We start from the raw sequence: 19,088 nt of genomic DNA on the forward strand, positions 1-19,088 counted from the left end.
AGAGTGCTGTGCGTGCCGATGGGCAGGGTGCTGTGCGTGCCGATGGGCAGAGTGCCGTGCGTGGCGACGAGCAGAGCGCCGTGCGTGCCGATGCGCAGAGCTCCGTGTTTCCCGACGAGCAGAGCGTCGTGCGTGCTGCGCACAGCCTCGGGCATGCCGACGCGCAGACCCCCATGCGCGTCGACGCGCGGAGCACCGCCCGGCGTTGGGTACTGCACATCGATATGGACGCGTTCTACGCGTCCGTCGAGCAACTGACCAGGCCCACCCTGCGCGGGCGGCCGGTTCTGGTCGGTGGCACCGGCGGGCGCGGCGTCGTCGCGGGCGCGAGCTACGAGGCGCGGGTGTACGGCGCGCGGTCGGCGATGCCGATGCACATGGCGCGCAGGCTGGTCGGCGTCACCGCGGTGGTGGTGCCGCCGCGCGGGGTCGTCTACGGCACGCTCAGCGGGCAGGTGTTCGACGCGCTGCGCAGCCGGATCCCGGTGCTGGAAACGCTGTCGTTCGACGAGGCGTTCGGCGAGCCCGAGGAACTGGCCGGCGCGACGGTGGCCCGGGTGCAGGAGTTCTGCGAGGAACTGCGGGCGGTGGTGCGCGAACGGACCGGGCTGACCGCGTCGGTCGGCGCGGGCACCGGCAAGCAGCTCGCCAAGATCGCCTCCGCACTCGCCAAACCCGATGGGATACGGGTGGTTTCGGCGGTCGAGCAGCCCAAGATGCTGGCCGCCCTTCCGGTACGGAAGCTGTGGGGGATCGGCCCGGTGGCCGAGCACAAGCTGCGCTCGCTCGGCATCGAGACGGTCGGCGCGTTCGCCGCGCTGCCGGAATCCGAGGCGATGTCGATCCTCGGCGGCAGCGTCGGCGCCGCACTGCACCGGCTGGCCCGCGGCATCGACGACCGGCCGGTCGCCGAACGCAACGAGGCCAAACAGATCAGCGCCGAAACCACCTTCGAGACCGACATCGTCACCCTGGCCCACCTGCGCCCCGCCATCGAATCGATGGCGGCGGCCGCGCATCGCAGGCTGATCAAGGACGGTCGCGCCGCCCGCACCGTGGTCCTCAAGCTGCGCAAGTCCGACATGAGCATCGTGACGCGCTCGTTCACTTTGCCTTACGCGACCGAAGACCTCGTCACGCTCACCACCGCCGCGCAGCGCTCCGCAATCGACCCGGCCGAGCTCGGCCCGATCCGGCTGGTCGGCGTCGGCTACGGCGGACTGTCCACCGTGCGGCAGGAGTCCTTGTTTCCCGAACTGGATCAGGCACCGGTCGCCGAGGCATGGGAGCAGACCGCTGTCCCCGCCGAGGACGAAACCCCGCAGACCGCACCGCTCGCGACCGCACTGCCGATCCCGCTCTGGCACCCGGGCATAGACGTCGAACACCCCGAGCACGGCCACGGCTGGGTGCAGGGCGGCGGCTACGGCGTCGTGACGGTGCGCTTCGAGACCCGCTCGACCGGTCCCGGCCCGGCCCGCACCTTCGCCGCCGACGATCCGAGTCTGACCAGAGCCGATCCGCTGAACAGTCTGCGGTGACCGGGCCAGCGAACGGCTCGACATCGCCGAGCCCACCGGCTACGTTCGCTGCCGACGACATCAGTCCGTCCCGTGTGGGTCCACGCGGTGGTCCGCTGTGCCGGTAGCCTGGGAGCTCGTGCAGCGCCGCCGGTCGGGTGGAGGCTGCCAATGGTGGACATGACACGGACCTACTCGAACGCAAAGGACGAGCAGTTGAAGCTTCGTAAGACTGGACGCATCGCGATCGCCGGCCTCGCCGTCGTTGCCGCGCTGGGCATGACCGCATGCAGCAGCGACGACAAAGACAGCAAGCCTGCCGCCAAGACGTCGACCAGCGCCAGCGCGTCGGCGTCGACCAACACCGCGAACCTGCCGCCGGTCCCGACCCCCGCGGAGCTGAACGCGGCCCTGGCCCGCGCGCTCGACCCGGCCGTTCCGGCCGCGGAGAAGCTGGATGGCGTCCAGGGCGCCGAGGCCGACCCGACGCTGCCCGATCGCCTTTCCCAGGCGGCCAAGGGTGCCGACGTGAAGATCGAGGTCACCGACGTTTCCGCGTTCGGTGACAGCGTCAACGCCAAGGCCAAGTTCGTCGTCAACGGCCAGGAGAACATCGTCGACGTGCCCTTCGTCGCCGACAACGGCAAGTGGAAGATCCAGAAGTCCTGGGCCTGCGCCATGCTGACCAACCTGGGCCAGACCTCCACGGCCTGCGGCTGAATCGTGCCCGCCGCGGCCGGCTCCGCTGAGCCGGCCGCGGCAACGCCGTTTTTGCCCGGTGCCGCGCGGTTGCCGAATATGCAGGCTGAGTGCGTGTTTCGAGCCCCGGTAGCTGGGACTCTGTGTCATCCGATGATTTCGCGCTAGCATCCACCGTCGTGACTGTCAGTGACGCTGTGCGTGAGTCCGCCCAACCGTCGGCACAGCGGGGAGACCAGCCGAAGCACTTCCTCAGCGCCGCCGCTCGACGAATCAAGATGTTGGCGATCGTCAGCGGCCTCATCGCGGTTGTCGCGGCGATCTCGATCCCGTTCCTTCCGGTACGGCAGGACCAATCCAGCGTGGCGTGGCCGCAGACGGCGGCGGTGACCTCAGTTACGTCGCCGCTGATCACCTACGCACCGATGAATCTCTCGGCGCAGATCCCGTGCGCCGCTTTCACCGCCCTCGCGGATTCGGGCGGTGTCGTGGTGTCGACGATTCCGCGTCAGTCACCCGACCTGGAGCACTACGGCTTCGTGGTCAAAGTCGTTGCTGACACGGCGGACCGGCCGGGCCGAGTCGACGTGGTGTCGCGCAACATGTTGCTGTGGTCGTCACCTCTGAGCGCCGTCCGCGGTCAGTCCTGCTCGGTCGGCATCGACATGGATACTCAGCGGACCACGGTGTCGGCCCCCGGCCTCGCGGATCCGGACAAGGAGTTCACGACCGACATTCGCCCGCAGGTGGTCGGTGTATTCAGCGAGCTGACCGGCGCGGTGCCGTCCGGGTTGCATGTGAATGTTCAAGTCGATTCCCGCTTTTCGTCGTCGCCGACACCACTGAAGCTAGTCGCGATGGTGCTGGCCGTGCTGGCCACGCTGGTTGCACTCGTCGCGCTGTACCGGTTGGATAGTCTCGACGGCCGCAAGTCGCGGCGGTTCCTGCCCGCTCGCTGGTGGCGGTTGCGTCCAGCGGACTATCTGGTTTTCGCCACCCTGCTGGTGTGGCACTTCATCGGCGCCAACACCTCCGATGACGGCTATATCATCGGGATGGCGCGCGCTGAGCGCAGTTCCGGATTCATGTCGAATTACTACCGCTGGTTCAGCATCGACGAGGGGCCGTTCTACACGCCGTACACCAACATGATCGGGTTGCTGACCCACGTGTCGAACCTGAGTCCCTGGGTTCGGTTGCCCACATTGATTGTCAGCGTTATCGCCTGGTGGGTGATCAGCCGAGAGCTGCTGCCACGGCTCGGCGCCGCCCTACGGGACAACGCGGTCGTTGTCTGGACCAGCGCACTGGTGTTCCTCGCGTTCTGGCTGCCCTACAACAACGGCTTGCGCGCCGAACCCTTTGTGGCAGTGGGAATGATCCTCACCTGGGCCTCGGTCGAGCGAGCTATCGCTACTCGCCGGCTGCTTCCCTACGCGCTGGCGATCGTCATCGCGGCGTTCACCTTGACGTGCGCACCCTCGGGGCTGATCTGTGTCGGTGCGCTGGCGGCTGGCGCACGCACGATGATCCTGGTACTCGTGCGACGGGCGAAGAACACCGGATATCTTGCGCTGTTGCTGCCGTTGGTCGCTGCCGGTCTGGTGGTGCTGACCGTGATCTTCGCGGATCGGACCTTGGCGGGGGTGCTCGAGTTTTCATACGTGCACAACAGGATTCAGCCTGGTGAGTCGTGGTTCATGGAGTTCTTGCGCTACCAGTATCTGCTGCAGCCCAGCGGCGATGGCTGGCTGACTCGGCGGTTCGGCATGTTCATGATGCTGCTCGGTCTGGTGGCTTGCGCGGTCACCATGCTGCGCCGTGGTGGCCACATCCCCGGGACGGCCGTCGGGCCGTCGCGTCGACTCATCGGTATCACCATCGCCGCGATGGTGCTGCTGATGTTCTCGCCGACGAAATGGATCCATCTGTTCGGTGTCTTCGCCGGGCTCGCCGCCTGCGTCGCGGCGCTCACCGCCGTCGCGATCAGTCCACGTGTCACGCGTCCGTTGCGCAACCGGGCACTGTTCGCCGCGGCAGTCTTCTTCGCACTGGCGCTGACTTTCATTGGAGCCAACGGCTACTGGTGGGTCTCGGCCTGGGGTGTCCCCTTCTGGGATAAGGCGCCGATGATTGCCGGTTTCGGGTTGTCGAGCTTCGCTGCGGGCCTTGCGGTGCTCGCGTTAGCCCTCGCGGGCTGGTTCCACCTTTTCCCGCAGGCACAGCCGCGTCCTGACTCGATACCTGGTCGGTTCACGCGTACTCCCGTGCTCGCGGTCGTCGCGGCCGCCATGGTGCTGTTCGAAGTGGTGTCGTTGGCGAAAGCAGCTGTGGCACAGTATCCGTCGTATTCGGTCGCCCAATCGAACCTGACCGCAGCCGTTTCCGGTGGCTGCGGGCTCGCAGACCAGGTGCTGGTCGAGACCGATCCCAACGCATCGGTGCTGAGTCCGCTGACCGGCGAAGCCGCAACGGCGCTGGCCGGTGCCGGGTCGACCGGATTCACCCCGAACGGCGTGGCCACCGACCTCACCTCCGATGAGATCGAATCCACCACGGGCAAGGCGAATTCCGTCACCAGCTCCGATTCCGATGAGCCCGCCGATCCGAAGGCGGGGTCCAAGTCGCCGGGTTCGGAGACCGGCACGTCCAAGGGCGCCGGGATCAACGGCAGCAGTGTCCCGCTGCCCTTCGGTCTAGATCCGGCAACCATTCCCGTACTCGGCAGCTATCGGGAAGGCACTCAGGAGGCTGCTGAGCTGACGACCGGGTGGTATCGACTTCCCAAGGACAACAACGGAAGTCGCGGACCGATCATCTCGATCGCGGTCGCCGGGCGAATTCGGCACACCGACCGGGACGGCATCGTGCACCCCGGGCAGGATCTGCGCCTCGAGTATGGCCGCGCCGCAGCCGACGGCACCGCTGTGGCGCTCGGCAGCGTGGACCCGATCGACATCGGGCCGTCCCCGACGTGGCGCAACATGCGGGTGCCATTCAGCTGGCTGCCCGGTGACGCGGACGTCGTCCGGATCGTCGCGAGCGACAAGGATCTCGGCAAGGATCAGTGGCTCGCTGTGACCCCGCCGCGCGTGCCGCAGACAAAGACCCTGAACGATGTGGTCGGTTCGCGCACGCCGGTCCTGCTGGACTGGGAGGTCGCCATGACCTACCCCTGCCAGAACCTGGCGCCCACCCATGCCGGCGTAAGTGACCTGCCCAGCTACCGAATCCTGCCCGACCGCAACGGCGCAACCATCACCAACCTCTGGCAGGCGCACGATGGCGGCGGTCCGCTCGGCTGGACCCAGCTGCTGTTCACCGCCCGCGCGCTGCCCGCGTATCTGAAGGACGACTGGGACCGCGACTGGGGCTCGATCGAGCAGTACCTGCCACTCGACCCCAACGCGCAGCCTGCACACGTCGCCATCGACAAGACCCAGCGCTGGGGCACTTGGACTCCCGGCCATATCAACACCGACTGGTAGCGAAAACTGCTGACCCGCATTCGAGGATGCGGGTCAGCAGCTACCTGTGCTCCGATTCCGCTGACACACTTGGCATTCGGGCGGCGCGACGAGTGCGCAGCAGGGTGGCCAACGACGAAGGCGGCCATACCAACTCGGTCTACCGAGACCGTGCCCCCGACTTCTTCGTCTTCGTCTTCGCTGGCAGCGGATGCTGCCAGCGAAGACCCGGGAATCGCGCGAAACCCCGGTCGCACGTGACCAATTCGCTGCCGGACTCGATCGCCAGCGCGGCGTGGTAGGCGTCGGCGACGTCGTTGCCTCTGGCGTCCAGGCCGCGGCACAGGCCGGCGAAGATCTCGTAATGCCGAGGTCCGGGCCGGATCGGACGCGAATTCGGTGCGCCGAGCAGGATTTCGGTGAATTCCAGCGCCATGGCCGGCGGTGTCGGTGTCCGGAAGATACGTGGGTTGGTGACCACGCGAACGAATCCGCTGAGCGCCAGCTCACTCAGTGCGAAGGTGGCGGGTCCGTTCACCAGCGCGGTCAGCCACGCGTGGACGTCGGCGTGGTCGGGTGACTCGGTTCGGAAGGCGTAGACCAGGACATTGACGTCAGGTAGCAGCATCGGTCAATGCCGATCGCAGCCGGGCGTCCTCGTCTTCGTAGTCGGCGTCCCGGACGGTCTTCCAGTCGCCGAAGTTGACGCCGACCTGGAGCCCGTCGCCACCGTAGGTGGGTAGGGCGATGTCCATCTTGGCTGTGTCACGGTCGCTGAGTTCTTCGAGCAACATGCGCAACGCCTCCTCGATAAGACTGGTCAGGGTCCGTCCGTCTTGCGCCGCCCGTTGTTTGGCGGCGCGAAGGAGCGCATCGTCCAGATCAAGGGTGGTCCGCATGCAGAGAACTGTACCCCATCATGCAGATTTCTGCATAGAATTCGCAGCGGGAGCGCCGTCGCGATGGGTGCGGCGGGCGCGAAGCAGGGCATGCGCGGTGAAGACGGCCAGGGCCATCCAAATGAGGGCGAAGCCAGCCCAGCGGGACGCGGGCATGGGTTCGTGGGCTACGGCCACGCCCCAGGCCATCTGGAGTGCCGGAGTGAGGTACTGGAGCAGGCCCATGGTGGACAGCGGAACCCGTTGGGCGGCAACGGCGAACAGCAGCAGCGGCACCAGGGTGACCGGGCCGGTCGCCAGCATCAGCGCGGCATGCCCTGCGCTGGAACCGAATTCGCTGCGGCCGGTGACCGCGAGCGCGATCACGAAGGCCAGCGCGAACGGCGCGGCGACGATGCCCTCGGCGGCGATGCCGCGCAGCGCGTCCAACGGGATGACCTTCTTCACCAGGCCGTACGTCGCGAACGAGCAGGCAAGCACCAGTGCGATGATCGGCGGCCTGCCGTAGTCGACGGTGAGCACCGCGACCGCGGCGGCACCGAGCCCGAGCGCGGCCCACTGCGCCTTGGCCAGTCGCTCGCGGAAGATCAGCACCCCGAACGCGACGGTGACGAGCGGGTTGATGAAGTACCCGAGCGCGCACTCCACCACATGCCCCGACGTGACGCCGTACACGTACACACCCCAGTTGATCGCGATCGCCGCCGATGCCACCGCCGCCAACCGCCAGATCCGCGCGCCGATGCCACGCAGCTCGCGCAGCCTGCCTGACACCATCAGCACCGCGAGCACCACCAGCAACGTCCACAGGATTCGCTGTGCGACCACCTCGCCGGCGCTGGCGAACGCCAGCAAACCGAAGAACGCGGGGAACAAGCCCCAGAGAAAGAACGCGCTCATACCGAACGCAACACCCGGGATAGACCTGCTCCGCCGCACGCTTCCGACGCTACTTCTCACGTAGCCTTGCGGTCATGTCGACAACCGTGCAGGCTTCGCGCGCCACCGGACTCACCGCGGCGGAGGTCGAGCAACGTCGCCGCGACGGGCTCACCAACGATGTGCCGGACCGGGCCAGCCGCTCGGTCCGCGACATCGTCAGGGCGAATGTCTTCACCAGGATCAACGCCCTGCTCGGCGTGCTGTTCATACTGGTGCTGTCCACCGGTTCGATCATCGACGGCATGTTCGGCCTGCTGATCATCGCGAACAGCGCGATCGGCATCATCCAGGAGGTCCGCGCCAAGCGCACCCTGGACAAGCTGGCCATCGTCAGCCAGACCAAGCCGACGGTGCGCCGCGACGGCAAGGCCGTCGAGGTGGCGCCGCGCGAGGTGGTCCTCGACGACCTGATCGAGCTCGGCCCGGGCGACCAGATCGTGGTCGACGGCGAGGTCGCCGAGGCTTCGCTGCTCGAGATCGACGAGTCGCTGCTCACCGGCGAGGCCGACCCGATGGACAAGCAGGTCGGCGCGGAGGTGATGTCGGGCAGCTACGTGGTCTCCGGCAGCGGCTGCTACCGCGCGACCAAGGTCGGTAAGGACGCCTACGCGGCCAAGCTGGCCGACGAGGCGAGCAAGTTCACGCTGGTGAAGTCGGAGCTGCGCAGCGGCATCGACACCATCCTGAAGGTGATCACCTACCTGCTGATCCCTGCGGGGCTGCTGAGCATCTACAACCAGCTGTTCTCCAGCAAGGAGTCGTGGCGGCCAGCGGTGAGCGGCATGGTCGCGGCGCTGGTGCCGATGGTGCCCGAGGGCCTGGTGCTGATGACCTCGGTCGCGTTCGCGGTCGGCGTGGTGCGGCTGGGGCGGCGGCAATGCCTGGTGCAGGAGCTGCCCGCCATCGAGGGCCTGGCCCGGGTGGACGTGGTGTGCGCGGACAAGACCGGCACGCTCACCGAGAACGGCATGCGCCTGTCCGACATCAAGACCCTGGAATCGTTCGAGGACAACGACGTTCGGCAGGCGCTTGCCGCGCTGGCGGCCGACGATCCACGCCCGAACGCGAGCGTGCAGGCCATCGCCGAGGCGCTGCCGGACAGCCCCGGCTGGCAGCGCACCGCGGTCGCGCCGTTCTCCTCGGCCAAGAAGTGGAGCGGCTGTTCCTACGGCGAGCACGGCGACTGGCTGCTCGGCGCGCCCGACGTGCTGCTCGACTCGAACTCCGAAGAGGCCGGGGTGGCAGAGGAACTCGGCTCCTCCGGGCTGCGCATCCTGCTGCTCGCCCGCGGCGATCGCCCGGTCGACGCCGCGGACGCGCCGGGCACCGTGCGCCCCGCCGCGCTGGTCGTGCTCGAACAGCGAGTCCGGCCGGACGCCAAGGAAACCCTCGAATACTTTGCCAGCCAGAACGTTTCGATCAAGGTGATCTCCGGCGACAATGCCGTATCGGTGGGCGCGGTCGCCTCCTCGCTCGACCTCACCGGCGGCGATCACGCGGTGGATGCGCGCGAATTGCCCGAGGGCCGTGACGAACTCGCCGACGTGCTGGACCACGAGACGACCTTCGGCCGGGTTCGCCCGGACCAGAAGCGCGCCATGGTGGCCGCCCTGCAGTCGCGTGGCCACACCGTCGCGATGACCGGCGACGGCGTCAACGACGTGCTTGCGCTCAAGGATGCCGACATCGGCGTCGCGATGGGCGCCGGCAGTCCGGCCACCCGCGCGGTCGCCCAGATCGTGTTGCTGGACAACAAGTTCGCGACCCTGCCGTACGTGGTGGGGGAGGGCCGCCGGGTGATCGGCAATATCGAGCGGGTCTCGAATCTGTTCCTCACCAAGACCGTCTACTCGGTGCTGCTCGCCTTCCTGATCGGCATCGCGGGCATCGGCTCGCAGATCTTCGGCTACGACCCGATCGGCTATCCGTTCCTGCCTCGGCACGTCACGATCGCCGCCTGGTTCACCATCGGCATCCCGGCGTTCATCCTCTCGCTCGCGCCCAACAACGAGCGCGCCCGTAGCGGATTCGTCCGGCGCGTCATGCGATTGGCGATCCCGTCCGGCGTGGTGATCGGCGTCGCCACCTTCGTGGCCTACCTGATCGCCTACGCCGGTCCCGATGCCACCGCGCAGCAGAAGGAGCAGGCGGGCACCACCGCGCTCATCACGTTGATCATGATCGCGGTGTGGGTGCTCGCCATCGTGGCGAGGCCGTACGTGTGGTGGAAGGTGGTGCTCATCGCGGCCTCGGTCGCCGCCTACGTGATCTTGTTCACCGTCCCGTTCACCCGGCACTTCTTCAAGCTTGACCCGTCGGACGTCGGGCTCACCACGGCCGCATTCATTTGCGGCGCTGTCGGAATCGTGCTCGTCGAGGTCGCGTGGTGGGTCAGCGCGACGCTGCTCGGCGAGAAGGCCCGACTGTTCCCGACCCCGAATAACGGCGTTTCCTGACAAACTGGACATCTGACCCGGCGCGCCGCGAGAAGCCTTGTGCGAAGCGACCATTCAGTGTTGGAGTACCTTCTCCGAATATGGAGGTACTGCTGCACCAGATCGACGCGTTCGCCGACGCACCGTTCTCGGGCAACCCAGCCGCGGTCATGCCGCTCCCGTCGTGGCTCCCGGATTCGTTGCTGCAACAACTGGCCGAGGAGAACAACCTCGCCGAAACCGCCTTCTACACTGCGGAATTACCGCCGGAGGCCGGTGCGCCTCCAGGAGACTGGCCCGCGTTCCACCTGCGCTGGTTCACCCCCGCGGTCGAGGTCGACATGTGCGGGCACGCCACCGTGGCCAGTGCCGCACAGATTCTCGAGGACATGCACCCCGGCGCCGACCGGGTGAGCTTCTTCACCCGCAGCGGCTGGCTGCATGTCGATCGCACCGACGACGACGAATTCGTGCTCGATCTGCCCGCCGTGTCATCCACCGAGGTGGAACCCGATCTGGTGCTCGTCGCCGCACTGGGCGTCAGCGCGGTGCGCGCTTTCACCGGCACCGACGAGGTGATCGTGGTGGCCACCGAACAGGAAGTCCGCGACGCCGTACCGATTTTCACCGCCTTCCCGCCCGTGCCGCGCGGCGTGATCGTCACCGCGCGCGGCGAGAGCGCCGATTTCGTCTCGCGGTTCTTCGCGCCGGGCGTCGGCGTGCTGGAGGACCCGGTCACCGGATCGGCACACGCCCAACTGGTTCCGCTGTGGGCGCGCGAGCTCGGCCGTACCGAACTCAGTGCCAGCCAGCTCTCCCGGCGCGGCGGCAGCCTGCGCTGCGCACTCGTCGATGACCGGGTGCTGCTCGTCGGGCGGTGCCGCCGCTACCTCGACGGCGTTGTGCAACTACCGGACTGAACCGAGCATCCGCGACTCGCGCGCGCCGTCACCAAGATTCGCGCTGCCTCAGCGCCGCCGTGGCCACGCCGCCGCCGAGTCGCGCGCTGTCACTGCGGCGCGGCGAATCATTGACGCGGCGTGGTGATTTCAGGCCTCCGCCGGGATGAAGTGGGGATGAATCATCCCGGCGGAGGTCTGTCCTACCGCGCCCAGCTGGGGTCGAATGCTGCTCGGGCCGCGCTGGTTTCGTCCCGCCTCAGGGCTGATCATCGATGGGAAAGAGGATGGGGCTCAGCAGGTATTGAGTGCGGTCAGGGGCCGCCGCATTGCCGAGCTTGGGGACGATCGCGGCGCGCATGCCCTCGATCAGCTCGAGCACCTCGTCGTCGCTGAGCCAGATCGCGTGCTGACGGTAGCCGACGGCATCGCGGGTCAGATCGGCCTCGGGGCGATCGAGGTAGGCGTTGAACTCGGCCAGCAGGGTGGCCATGGCGGTGGCGAAGACCCGGCGGTGGTCATCGGGGGTCAGCGATTGGACGGCTTCGGGATCGATGACCGCGCGATCCTGGCGCAGCCGGTACCGGCGCTGCACGGCGCCGCGGACCCGCTGCTCCTCGGCCACTTCGAGAATCCCACCCGCGGTGAGTAATTCGACATGACGGTAGACGGTCGCCTTCGACGTATCGGGAAGTCGCTCGCACAGTTGCGCGGTAGTGAGCAGGCGGCCGCCGCGCATCGCGTGCACGATCCGCAACCGCACCGGGTGAGCCAGCAGCTCCATCGCGTCCATTGCTCTACGATCTCACAACTGATACCGTTCTCAAACATGAGAATGGTAGATGCGTCCAGATGGATTCCGCCGACCTATGCCGACCCGGCCACCTTCGCCGAGCGCGACATCAGCATCGGCTCCGGTGACTTCGCGGTGCCAGGCACGATGACCCTGCCGCAGATCGACGGACTCCGACCCGGTGTCGTCTTGCTCAGCGGCGGTGGGCCGTTCGACCGGGACGGCACCGTTGGGCCGAACAAGCCGCTGCGTGACCTCGCGTGGGGTCTGGCGAGCCGTGGCGTCGCGGTAGTGCGTTTCGACAAGATCACCCACACCCGCCCTGAAGTCATGACCGACCCCGGCTTCACGATGACCGACGAGTACCTGCCGCACACCACCGCCGCGATCCGGCTGCTGCAAGAGACGCAGAACGTCGATCCGGCAAGGGTTTTCGTCGTCGGCCACAGCATGGGCGGCAAGGTGGCGCCACGCGTCGCGGCCGCGGAGCCGTCCGTCGCGGGCCTGGTGCTGCTCGCGGCCGACGCCGAGCCGATGCAGCACGCCGCCGTGCGTGTGCTGCGCTACCTGGCATCGGTGGCATCGAGTCCGGAGGTGGACGCCATGCTCGCCGCCGTCACCCGCGGGGCCGCGGTGGTGGACAGCGCCGATCTGTCCCGCGAAACACCCGCCACCGAACTGCCTTTCGGCATGAGCGGCGCCTATTGGCTGGACCTACGCCACTACGACCAGGTGGCGACCGCCGCAGCGTTACCGCAGCCCATGTTCGTCCTGCAGGGAGGGCGCGACTACCAGGTAACCGTCGACGACGACCTCGCTCGCTGGCGGGCAGGCCTCGAATCACGCACCAACGTGACAATCCGCGTGTACCCCGCGGACAACCACATGTTCTTCCCCGGCTCCGGTCCCTCGACCCCCGCCGACTATGAAGCGCCACAACACGTCGACCCCACAGTCGTCACCGACATCGCCGACTGGCTCGCGCGCCACTGATATGCCCCGCACCCCTTTGCCCTCCTGCGCATCAGCTAGCGAATACGCGAGTGGCAAGACAGCTGGTGCACAGCAGGACAACTGGTGCGCCGCGTCGATGCTTCGGCTGCGCCACTAACGCCCCCGCTGCGCCTCTCTGTCGTGCTGCGCGTAAATCAGCCCGCGATTTGGTGCGCGGCACGACGATTGATGCGCAGCAGGACAACTGGTGCGCGGCGTTGGTGGTTCGGGCGCGTCACTGGTCCGGGACGGGGCCGTCGTTCGGGCCGGGGAGGGCGGCGTCGAGTTGGTCGGGGAGTAGCGGGACTACGCTGAATCGGCCGGAGACGGCATCGGGGGGTAGGGCCTCTACTGCGCGGATCCCGTTCTGGGAGGCGATGTTTCGGAGACCGGCGAGTGGTCCGCGCAGGACCAGGCCGACGGTGCACGCACACCCGGAGCGGAGTCGGGCGGCGGAGAGCGCGGTGATCCGGGTGGCGCGTTCATCGGGTGTGTTCCGCGGGAGCAGCCAGGCGGCCGACTCCGCCGAGGTGACTGCCGCCTCGTCGCCCGCGGGAACCGGCACCGCGACCAACGGGGTTTGCACCCGGGGGAGCGGAACCTGGTACAGCACTTGCGATATCCGCAGCCCGCCACTGTGCGACGGAATCCGCTCCGGCACCAGCGGTTCGGTGAACGACACCAGCGCCCAGTGATCGGCGGTGTCCGTGCCGGTGAGCGAATCGCGGGCCCGCGCAAGATAATCCGCGACCCGCTCACCCCGCTCCGGGCCGAGTCGATCGGTGAACACCCCCGCTGTACGCGGCGGGTTCAGCACACCGAGCAGCACGATGAACACGACCAGCGCGACGGCCGCCGCCCCGAGGGCGAGTCGACCGAGGGGCAGCGTCCGCCGGTCAGGCATTGCGCAGGACGTCCAGGGCGTGCTTCAGATCGTCGGGGTAATCGCTGGTGATCTCCAGCCAGCGGCCGTCCGCGGGATGGTGGAAGCCGAGCGAACGGGCATGCAGCCATTGCCTTTCCAGGCCGAGGCGCTGAGCAAGGCGCGGGTCGGCGCCGTAGGTGAGGTCGCCGCAGCATGGGTGCCGGATCGCGGAGAAATGCACCCGGATCTGGTGGGTGCGTCCGGTTTCCAGGTGGATGTCGAGCAGGCTTGCGGCCTGGAACGCCTCGACGGTGTCGTAGTGCGTGACGCTCGGGCGTCCGTCGGCGGTGACCGCGAACTTCCAGTCGTTGCCGCGGGCCCGCCCGATCGGGGCGTCGATGGTGCCGCTGCTCGGGTCCGGATGTCCTTGCACCAGTGCGTGATACCGCTTGGCAACGGTGCGCTGCTTGAACGCGCGCTTGAGCACCGTGTAGGCGTGCTCGGACTGCGCGACCACCATGACACCGGAGGTGCCGACGTCGAGCCGGTGCACGATGCCCTGACGTTCGTGCGCGCCCGAGGTGGAGATCCGATAGCCTGCCGCGGCCAGCCCGCCGATCACCGTCGGCCCGGTCCAGCCGACGCCGGTGTGCGCCGCGACGCCGACCGGCTTGTCCACCGCGACGATGTCGTCGTCGGCGTAGAGGATCCGCATGCCCTCCACCGGCGCGACCTCGATGGACAATTCGCGCTTCGGCTCCGGGAAGATCACCTCGAGCCAGGCGCCCGCGGCAAGCCGGTCGGACTTGCCCGCCGCGATGCCGTCGAGCTGCACCGAACCTTCCTCGGCGAGCGCGGCGACGGCGGTGCGGGACAGGCCGAGCAGCCGGGACAGGCCCGCGTCCACGCGCATGCCGTCGAGCCCGTCGGGAACGGGCATGGTTCGTGTTTCCCTCATGCGGTGTTCCCCTCGCTGGTGCTCTTGTCCGTAGTGGTCTCGGTCTCGTCGGTGTCCGGCTCGTCGCGCCGGGTGCGTGTCCCGTTCGGCTCGAAGCCGAATACGGTCAACACCACCAGCAGGATCGCGCCGCAGACGATCGACGAGTCCGCCACGTTGAACACCGGCCACCAGCCGATCGCGATGAAGTCGACCACATGTCCCTGCAACGGCCCCGGCGCACGGAACAGCCGGTCCACCAGATTGCCGAGCGCGCCGCCGAGCACCATGCCGAGCCCGATCGCCCACCACAGCGACCGCAGCGTGCGCCCGATGCGCACCACCCCGATCACCACGGCCGCCGCGACCAAGGTCAGCAGCCAGGTCATGCCGGTCGCCATCGAGAAGGCCGCGCCGGGATTGCGCACCAGGCTGAACCGCGCGAAGTCGCCGATGATCGACACCGGCTCGCCCGGCGTCAGGTTCGCGACGACGATGCATTTGGTAAGCAGGTCCAGGCCGAGCAGCACGCCCGCGATGATCAATAAGGTCCGCAGCCGCTGCGGCGGAGCCGCTGGTGTCGCCTCCTCGGCGGTGTTCGCTGGGTTCTCCTCGGACGGCGGCTCATCACTCACACGCACCATCATCTCTCGAGCTACCCGACACGTTGTGCGGTGGTCACCCGCAAGTCCCAGCTGACACTCAGGAACCGGTCGTACCCTGATGCTCGTGACGGTGTTGTCTTCCCCCCACATCCCTCGGTTCGCGCGGTCGGGTGTGCTGCTGATAGTGCTCGCGGTCGGCCTGACCGCGTTCGGAACCGGCTGCAGCGGTGGCTCGGAGTCGCGCCCGGAGACCGACAGCACCGAGCCGCTCGGCATCGGCAAGCAAGTGACGATGCCGATCCCGGCCGCGACCACCGTCCTCGTCTCGCCCGGCGCCGAGCCGCGCTCGCTGCTGCACCGCGACTACCCGTCGGGCACCGTGCAGCAGGTGACGCTGCATACCTCGCACCGCATCGCCCAGCAGATCAACGATCAGCCCGCGCGCGATTTTTCCGCGCCCGCGCTGTCCATCCCGATGACCGCGCAGACCGACGCCGAGGGCATCGATCTGACGCTCGGCGCCGTCACCACGCCGGACCCGTCGCTCGCCAAGGCGCTCACCAAGACCGGCGGCTCGCATGCCGGATTCGACCTCAGCGACCTCGGCACCATCACCGCGCTGCGGCTCGAGCCGTCGCCGGACATCCCCAACCCGGCGCGGGCCGCGCTGGAGCAGGCCTTCTATCAGGCGGTCTACCGTTCCATCGCGTTCCCCGATCAGCCGGTCGGCGAGGGCGCCGTCTGGACGGTGCGTCAGGAGATCGCCGGCGGCGTCACCCTCGATCAGGTGACCACGGCGACGCTCACCAAGCGCGACGGCGACCGGCTCACCATCGAGCTGGACGTCATCCAGCAACCGAAGTCCGCGGTGTGGAACCTGCCCAACAACGCGGGCAAGCTCGACATCCAGGACTACGTGATGCAGGGCACCGGCACCATCACCGTCGATCTCGGATTGCCGCTGCCGGTCTCCGGGTCCATCACCGTCGGTGGCCACCAGGGTTACCGCGATGCGCGCAGCGCGAGCGTGCTGCAGCAGACGATCGACACGCAGGTGTCGTGGACGGAGTGAGCCGCGGCTCTGCCCTGTTGCTGGCCGCCGCGACCACCGCGCTCGTCGCGGCGTGCGGATCGTCGAAATCGGCGGCCCCCGAGTCGCCGGGATTGCCGCCACTCGGTCCGACCGTAACCGCCGCGCCGGTCACCGCTGACCCGATCACCAATGCCGACCGACTCCACGACCAGCTGTTGACCAGCACGAACCTGCCGCCGAACTTCACCATGCTGCCCACCCGCGCCCAGGCGCCCGCCGGCACGCACGACTCGCCGACCGATCCGGCGGAGTGCGCGAAAGTCCTCACTCCGCTCGGGGCGCAGCAGGCAGGTTCGCTCGCCAAAGCGTCCATTCAATACGCGGGTCCGAATTTCTCCAGCGTCGATATCGATGCGGCGAGCTTTCCGAATCACGCGGTGGCGTCCGCGTTTTCGGAGGTGCAGGCGACCTTGCGCCGCTGCCTGCACTACTCCGGCAACGACGCCACCGATATCGCGGTCGACTACCGGATCGGCGGTCTCACTCCGCCGCGGGTCGGCGACGCCGCCACCGCGTTTCAGGTGCAGACCACCAGTGACGGACTGACGCTGCATTCCTCGGTCGCGATCGTGCAGGTCGGCACCACGCTGGCGCAGGTGGCGGTGACCGCGCCGGAACCGGTCGAGGACGGCGTGCTCAGCGATCTCACCGCCGCGCAGGTGCGTCGGCTGCAGGGTGTTCCGGGGCCGTGATCAACTAGCCGGGTATCACCGAATCCCCGACGACCCGAACGGTTTTCGCGGCCAGCGCCCTGGTTGCCGGGCCGTTGGAGACGGTGCCGTCCAGCTTGTATTTGCTGCCGTGGCACGGGCAGTTGATCGTGCCGCCGGACACCGAGGCCACCGTGCAACCAGCATGCGTGCAGGTCGCGGACAGTCCGACGAAGGTGCCCGCGCTCGGCTGGGTCACCACGGTGTCGCCGACGATCACGCCGCCGCCCACGGGGATGTCCGCGGTCTTGGCGAGTGCGTTGCCGGCCGGCTGACCTAGCGCCGCCGGATTGCCGGTCGGTGCGGGATTCGGTGCGGGAGCGGCGTTTTCCTTGCCGTAGGTGGTGCACGCGGTCAGTGCGGCCGCCGCGACAACGGCGCCCGCGCCAGCCGTGACCACGGTGCGGCGGGTGCAGACCGATTCGTCGTTGGTCATGTGGTCGATCTCCGATCAGAAGGTGAGGCCGTTGTGCTGGAAGAACCAGAGCGACGAGGTGAGCCAGATGCCGGTCAGCACGGCAAGCACCAAGCCGCCCGCGACCGGGATCACCCAGCCGGGCAACCCTTTTCGGGTGAGCAGCAGCATCTTGGCGACGAACGCGCCATAGCAGAAGCAGCCGAGTAGCGAGTGCAGCAGCACCCGGGTGTCGTACTGCTCGAAACCGAAGGCGTAGAGGCAGTGCACCGCGACCGGGACGCTGACCAGCACGGCGAGCCTGCCCGTCCAGACGTGCGCGGTGCCGATCCAGGACGGTGCGTCGACCGGTAGCTTGCCGTATATCGCCAACGCGGAGACCAATTGGCACATGGCGAGCAGGATGGCGACGGTGGCCAGCCACGCCTTGACCGCCTGCGGGTTGGCGAAGCCCGCGATATTGACCGAGTAGCCCATCGGCTCATGCGTTTTGGCGTAGACGCCGAGCAGCACCGACACCGCCGCACCGATCAATATCGGGATCGCGATGGCCGCGACCGCCGTTGCGTTCGGCCGCCGGACGGGCGCCGTCTCTCGATCAGCCGACACTGTCACCACCACTAACCTTGTTCGCGGTTATCTTCTTGCCGTTGACGATTGCCGTCGCGTCGGGGGCCAGCCCGGCGGCTGGGGAGGTCGCACCGTCGGCGGCGCGCCGCACACCGGTCACGGTGCCGTTGGCATCGACGATCCAGCTCTGCCGCGCGCCGCCCTCGTTGTAGACATAGAGTCCCGCGGGCGATTGCACCGGCGCGGCGGTGAAGTCCCATTTCCTGGGGCCTAGCCACAGCGTGCCGGTAACCACTTTGCCGTCGTAACTGCCGCCTAGTTTGGCGTCGTTCTTTCCGGCCAGCTGCAGTGCGCCACTGGCCGCGCTGCCCTGCAACCACGACTCGACCGCTTTCCCGTCACAGGCATAGGCAATCGCATTGTCCTCCTGGACGGTGATCGACAGCGTGATCGGAGCACCTGTCGCCAGCGGAATTTTGCCGACATAGTCAGCCTTCGCCGGAAACCGCACCGGCCCGGGCGCATTGCTGGTCGGCGCGGCGGTAATAGGTGGTGCCACAACGGCGCTGCTCGTCACCACCGGCGTATTCGGTTTCGCCGCAGCCGGTTCGCTCTCCTTGGACATATTGACGATTAGCAGCACAACACCGAGCACAGCCACGGCCGCCAAAGTGAGCCATGGCCCAAGACGTTTCATAGGACTCCTCGCTGTACGCCCGTCGGTCAACCCGGCCGAAGCGATCCCCAAACCTCAGGCACCACCGGTTACCGCTCTTCGCTTGGTCAACGACGCAGCCCACCGGGCGGTTCAACCAGACATTCACCCCAGCCAGCTATCGGCGTGTCAACCGACTGCGCTCGCTTCAACCGTGCGGGACAATCGTCCGATGGCAGAGATCATCCCGCGACCTCGGCGGCGGCAATGGATTCCCGCGTCGGAAATACTCGAGGAGCTGACCCGGCTCGGCCCTGACACAACGGGTTTGCGCGAAGAGTTGCGAGAGACGTTGAGCCAGACGGCTGGATCGCGGCCGCCGCCATGACCTACGACATTCCGATCGCGACTCAGGACGGCGCCTACGCCGCCATGCCGGATCTGCGGATCATCAAGCTCTGAACGCAGAGCTTGGCGGGGGGCCCGGGCCCCCCCCACCCCCCCGGGGGGCCGGGCGCCGCGGGGGGGGTTCCCCCCCGCGCATTGGTGGTAAAACAACGGAAAGCAAGGGGGGGTGTGGGGGGGGGCGGG

General features: G+C 67.9%; 19 protein-coding genes. 9 read left to right on the forward strand and 10 right to left on the reverse strand.

The genetic code is table 11. The features are described 5' to 3' along the window. Nucleotides 1-173 precede the first annotated feature (173 nt). The 3 genes from ACIA8C_RS42595 (at nt 174) to ACIA8C_RS42605 (ending at nt 5,707) form a co-directional block, all read left to right on the forward strand. The gene (locus ACIA8C_RS42595; RefSeq protein ID WP_397145168.1) at nt 174-1,541 is read left to right on the forward strand and encodes a DNA polymerase IV; all 1,368 of its coding nucleotides are present in this window, start codon (nt 174-176) and stop codon (nt 1,539-1,541) included. A 150-nt stretch (nt 1,542-1,691) separates the two neighbouring features. Further along, nucleotides 1,692-2,240, forward strand: a complete 549-nt coding sequence (locus tag ACIA8C_RS42600) for a hypothetical protein (RefSeq protein ID WP_397145128.1) — start codon at nt 1,692-1,694, stop codon at nt 2,238-2,240. A gap of 257 nt (nt 2,241-2,497) precedes the next feature. Then, entirely contained in the window at nt 2,498-5,707 is a 3,210-nt protein-coding gene (locus tag ACIA8C_RS42605) for an arabinosyltransferase domain-containing protein (protein WP_397145170.1), read from the forward strand. A gap of 139 nt (nt 5,708-5,846) precedes the next feature. On the opposite strand, the gene ACIA8C_RS42610 is transcribed toward ACIA8C_RS42605, so the two are convergent. The 3 genes from ACIA8C_RS42610 to rarD are packed head-to-tail and all read right to left on the reverse strand — an operon-like array spanning nt 5,847 to nt 7,524. After that, nucleotides 5,847-6,314, reverse strand: a complete 468-nt coding sequence (locus ACIA8C_RS42610; protein ID WP_397145130.1) for a type II toxin-antitoxin system VapC family toxin — start codon at nt 6,312-6,314, stop codon at nt 5,847-5,849. Then, a complete protein-coding gene (locus ACIA8C_RS42615) occupies nt 6,301-6,585 on the reverse strand; it encodes a type II toxin-antitoxin system VapB family antitoxin (RefSeq protein WP_397145132.1) in 285 nt (94 codons plus the stop codon). The genes ACIA8C_RS42610 and ACIA8C_RS42615 overlap by 14 nt, the downstream gene beginning before the upstream one ends. A gap of 18 nt (nt 6,586-6,603) precedes the next feature. Next, nucleotides 6,604-7,524, reverse strand: coding sequence for an EamA family transporter RarD (gene rarD, locus ACIA8C_RS42620; protein WP_397145134.1), 921 nt, complete (start codon nt 7,522-7,524; stop codon nt 6,604-6,606). A gap of 35 nt (nt 7,525-7,559) precedes the next feature. On the opposite strand from rarD, the gene ACIA8C_RS42625 reads away from it, so the two are divergent. Then, nucleotides 7,560-9,983 carry an HAD-IC family P-type ATPase gene (locus ACIA8C_RS42625; protein WP_397145136.1) on the forward strand — a complete coding sequence of 808 codons (2,424 nt, stop codon included), beginning with the start codon at nt 7,560-7,562 and terminating at the stop codon, nt 9,981-9,983. 80 nt (nt 9,984-10,063) lie between these two features. After that, entirely contained in the window at nt 10,064-10,882 is an 819-nt protein-coding gene (locus ACIA8C_RS42630; RefSeq protein ID WP_397145138.1) for a PhzF family phenazine biosynthesis protein, read from the forward strand. Nucleotides 10,883-11,120: 238 nt separating this feature from the next. Here the strand turns inward: ACIA8C_RS42630 and ACIA8C_RS42635 are convergent, their stop codons facing one another. Next, on the reverse strand, nt 11,121-11,654 hold the full coding sequence (locus ACIA8C_RS42635; RefSeq protein ID WP_397145140.1) for a helix-turn-helix domain-containing protein: 534 nt from the start codon (nt 11,652-11,654) through the stop codon (nt 11,121-11,123). Between the two features lie 36 nt (nt 11,655-11,690). Between ACIA8C_RS42635 and ACIA8C_RS42640 the strand changes: the two genes are divergently transcribed. Then, the gene (locus ACIA8C_RS42640; protein WP_397145142.1) at nt 11,691-12,647 is read left to right on the forward strand and encodes an alpha/beta hydrolase family protein; all 957 of its coding nucleotides are present in this window, start codon (nt 11,691-11,693) and stop codon (nt 12,645-12,647) included. A gap of 235 nt (nt 12,648-12,882) precedes the next feature. Here the strand turns inward: ACIA8C_RS42640 and ACIA8C_RS42645 are convergent, their stop codons facing one another. From ACIA8C_RS42645 to lspA, 3 genes are read right to left on the reverse strand one after another with little or no spacing between them, the layout of a single operon-like run. Beyond that, on the reverse strand, nt 12,883-13,551 hold the full coding sequence (locus ACIA8C_RS42645) for a hypothetical protein (protein WP_397145144.1): 669 nt from the start codon (nt 13,549-13,551) through the stop codon (nt 12,883-12,885). Next, nucleotides 13,544-14,470: an RluA family pseudouridine synthase gene (locus tag ACIA8C_RS42650; protein ID WP_397145146.1), complete on the reverse strand. Its 927-nt coding sequence runs from the start codon at nt 14,468-14,470 to the stop codon at nt 13,544-13,546. Before ACIA8C_RS42650 ends, ACIA8C_RS42645 begins: the two co-directional genes overlap by 8 nt. Then, nucleotides 14,467-15,096 (reverse strand): signal peptidase II, encoded by a 630-nt coding sequence (gene lspA / locus ACIA8C_RS42655; protein WP_397145148.1) that lies wholly within the window; start codon nt 15,094-15,096, stop codon nt 14,467-14,469. The genes ACIA8C_RS42650 and lspA overlap by 4 nt, the downstream gene beginning before the upstream one ends. Before the next feature lie 76 nt (nt 15,097-15,172). On the opposite strand from lspA, the gene ACIA8C_RS42660 reads away from it, so the two are divergent. Together ACIA8C_RS42660 and ACIA8C_RS42665 are read left to right on the forward strand one after the other, a co-directional pair. After that, nucleotides 15,173-16,126 carry a hypothetical protein gene (locus ACIA8C_RS42660; RefSeq protein ID WP_397145150.1) on the forward strand — a complete coding sequence of 318 codons (954 nt, stop codon included), beginning with the start codon at nt 15,173-15,175 and terminating at the stop codon, nt 16,124-16,126. Further along, the gene (locus tag ACIA8C_RS42665; RefSeq protein WP_397145152.1) at nt 16,114-16,839 is read left to right on the forward strand and encodes a hypothetical protein; all 726 of its coding nucleotides are present in this window, start codon (nt 16,114-16,116) and stop codon (nt 16,837-16,839) included. The genes ACIA8C_RS42660 and ACIA8C_RS42665 overlap by 13 nt, the downstream gene beginning before the upstream one ends. A 4-nt stretch (nt 16,840-16,843) precedes the next feature. Here the strand turns inward: ACIA8C_RS42665 and ACIA8C_RS42670 are convergent, their stop codons facing one another. Genes ACIA8C_RS42670 through ACIA8C_RS42680 form a run of 3 tightly spaced genes read right to left on the reverse strand, consistent with a single transcriptional unit; the run spans nt 16,844 to nt 18,539 of the window. Then, nucleotides 16,844-17,293, reverse strand: coding sequence for a ubiquinol-cytochrome c reductase iron-sulfur subunit (locus ACIA8C_RS42670; protein ID WP_397145154.1), 450 nt, complete (start codon nt 17,291-17,293; stop codon nt 16,844-16,846). Nucleotides 17,294-17,308: 15 nt separating this feature from the next. Continuing rightward, on the reverse strand, nt 17,309-17,881 hold the full coding sequence (locus ACIA8C_RS42675; protein WP_397145172.1) for a DUF6529 family protein: 573 nt from the start codon (nt 17,879-17,881) through the stop codon (nt 17,309-17,311). Next, the gene (locus tag ACIA8C_RS42680; protein ID WP_397145156.1) at nt 17,871-18,539 is read right to left on the reverse strand and encodes a hypothetical protein; all 669 of its coding nucleotides are present in this window, start codon (nt 18,537-18,539) and stop codon (nt 17,871-17,873) included. Before ACIA8C_RS42680 ends, ACIA8C_RS42675 begins: the two co-directional genes overlap by 11 nt. Before the next feature lie 190 nt (nt 18,540-18,729). Between ACIA8C_RS42680 and ACIA8C_RS42685 the strand changes: the two genes are divergently transcribed. Further along, entirely contained in the window at nt 18,730-18,885 is a 156-nt protein-coding gene (locus ACIA8C_RS42685) for a hypothetical protein (protein WP_397145158.1), read from the forward strand. The last annotated feature ends 203 nt before the right edge of the window (nt 18,886-19,088 follow it).

The organism is Nocardia sp. NPDC051321 (assembly GCF_044455225.1).
Lineage (GTDB): Bacteria > Actinomycetota > Actinomycetes > Mycobacteriales > Mycobacteriaceae > Nocardia.

Coding starts and splice junctions, on each gene's coding strand:
- ACIA8C_RS42660 (WP_397145150.1), top strand. CDS start 15,173: ATGCTCGTGACGGTGTTGTCTTCCCCCCACATCCCTCGGTTCGCGCGG.
- ACIA8C_RS42600 (WP_397145128.1), top strand. CDS start 1,692: ATGGTGGACATGACACGGACCTACTCGAACGCAAAGGACGAGCAGTTG.
- ACIA8C_RS42615 (WP_397145132.1), bottom strand. CDS start 6,585: ATGCGGACCACCCTTGATCTGGACGATGCGCTCCTTCGCGCCGCCAAA.
- ACIA8C_RS42605 (WP_397145170.1), top strand. CDS start 2,498: ATGTTGGCGATCGTCAGCGGCCTCATCGCGGTTGTCGCGGCGATCTCG.
- ACIA8C_RS42630 (WP_397145138.1), top strand. CDS start 10,064: ATGGAGGTACTGCTGCACCAGATCGACGCGTTCGCCGACGCACCGTTC.
- ACIA8C_RS42640 (WP_397145142.1), top strand. CDS start 11,691: ATGAGAATGGTAGATGCGTCCAGATGGATTCCGCCGACCTATGCCGAC.
- ACIA8C_RS42635 (WP_397145140.1), bottom strand. CDS start 11,654: ATGGACGCGATGGAGCTGCTGGCTCACCCGGTGCGGTTGCGGATCGTG.
- ACIA8C_RS42645 (WP_397145144.1), bottom strand. CDS start 13,551: ATGCCTGACCGGCGGACGCTGCCCCTCGGTCGACTCGCCCTCGGGGCG.
- ACIA8C_RS42595 (WP_397145168.1), top strand. CDS start 174: ATGCGCGTCGACGCGCGGAGCACCGCCCGGCGTTGGGTACTGCACATC.
- ACIA8C_RS42610 (WP_397145130.1), bottom strand. CDS start 6,314: ATGCTGCTACCTGACGTCAATGTCCTGGTCTACGCCTTCCGAACCGAG.
- lspA (WP_397145148.1), bottom strand. CDS start 15,096: ATGATGGTGCGTGTGAGTGATGAGCCGCCGTCCGAGGAGAACCCAGCG.
- ACIA8C_RS42670 (WP_397145154.1), bottom strand. CDS start 17,293: ATGACCAACGACGAATCGGTCTGCACCCGCCGCACCGTGGTCACGGCT.
- ACIA8C_RS42625 (WP_397145136.1), top strand. CDS start 7,560: ATGTCGACAACCGTGCAGGCTTCGCGCGCCACCGGACTCACCGCGGCG.
- ACIA8C_RS42685 (WP_397145158.1), top strand. CDS start 18,730: ATGGCAGAGATCATCCCGCGACCTCGGCGGCGGCAATGGATTCCCGCG.
- ACIA8C_RS42680 (WP_397145156.1), bottom strand. CDS start 18,539: ATGAAACGTCTTGGGCCATGGCTCACTTTGGCGGCCGTGGCTGTGCTC.
- ACIA8C_RS42650 (WP_397145146.1), bottom strand. CDS start 14,470: ATGAGGGAAACACGAACCATGCCCGTTCCCGACGGGCTCGACGGCATG.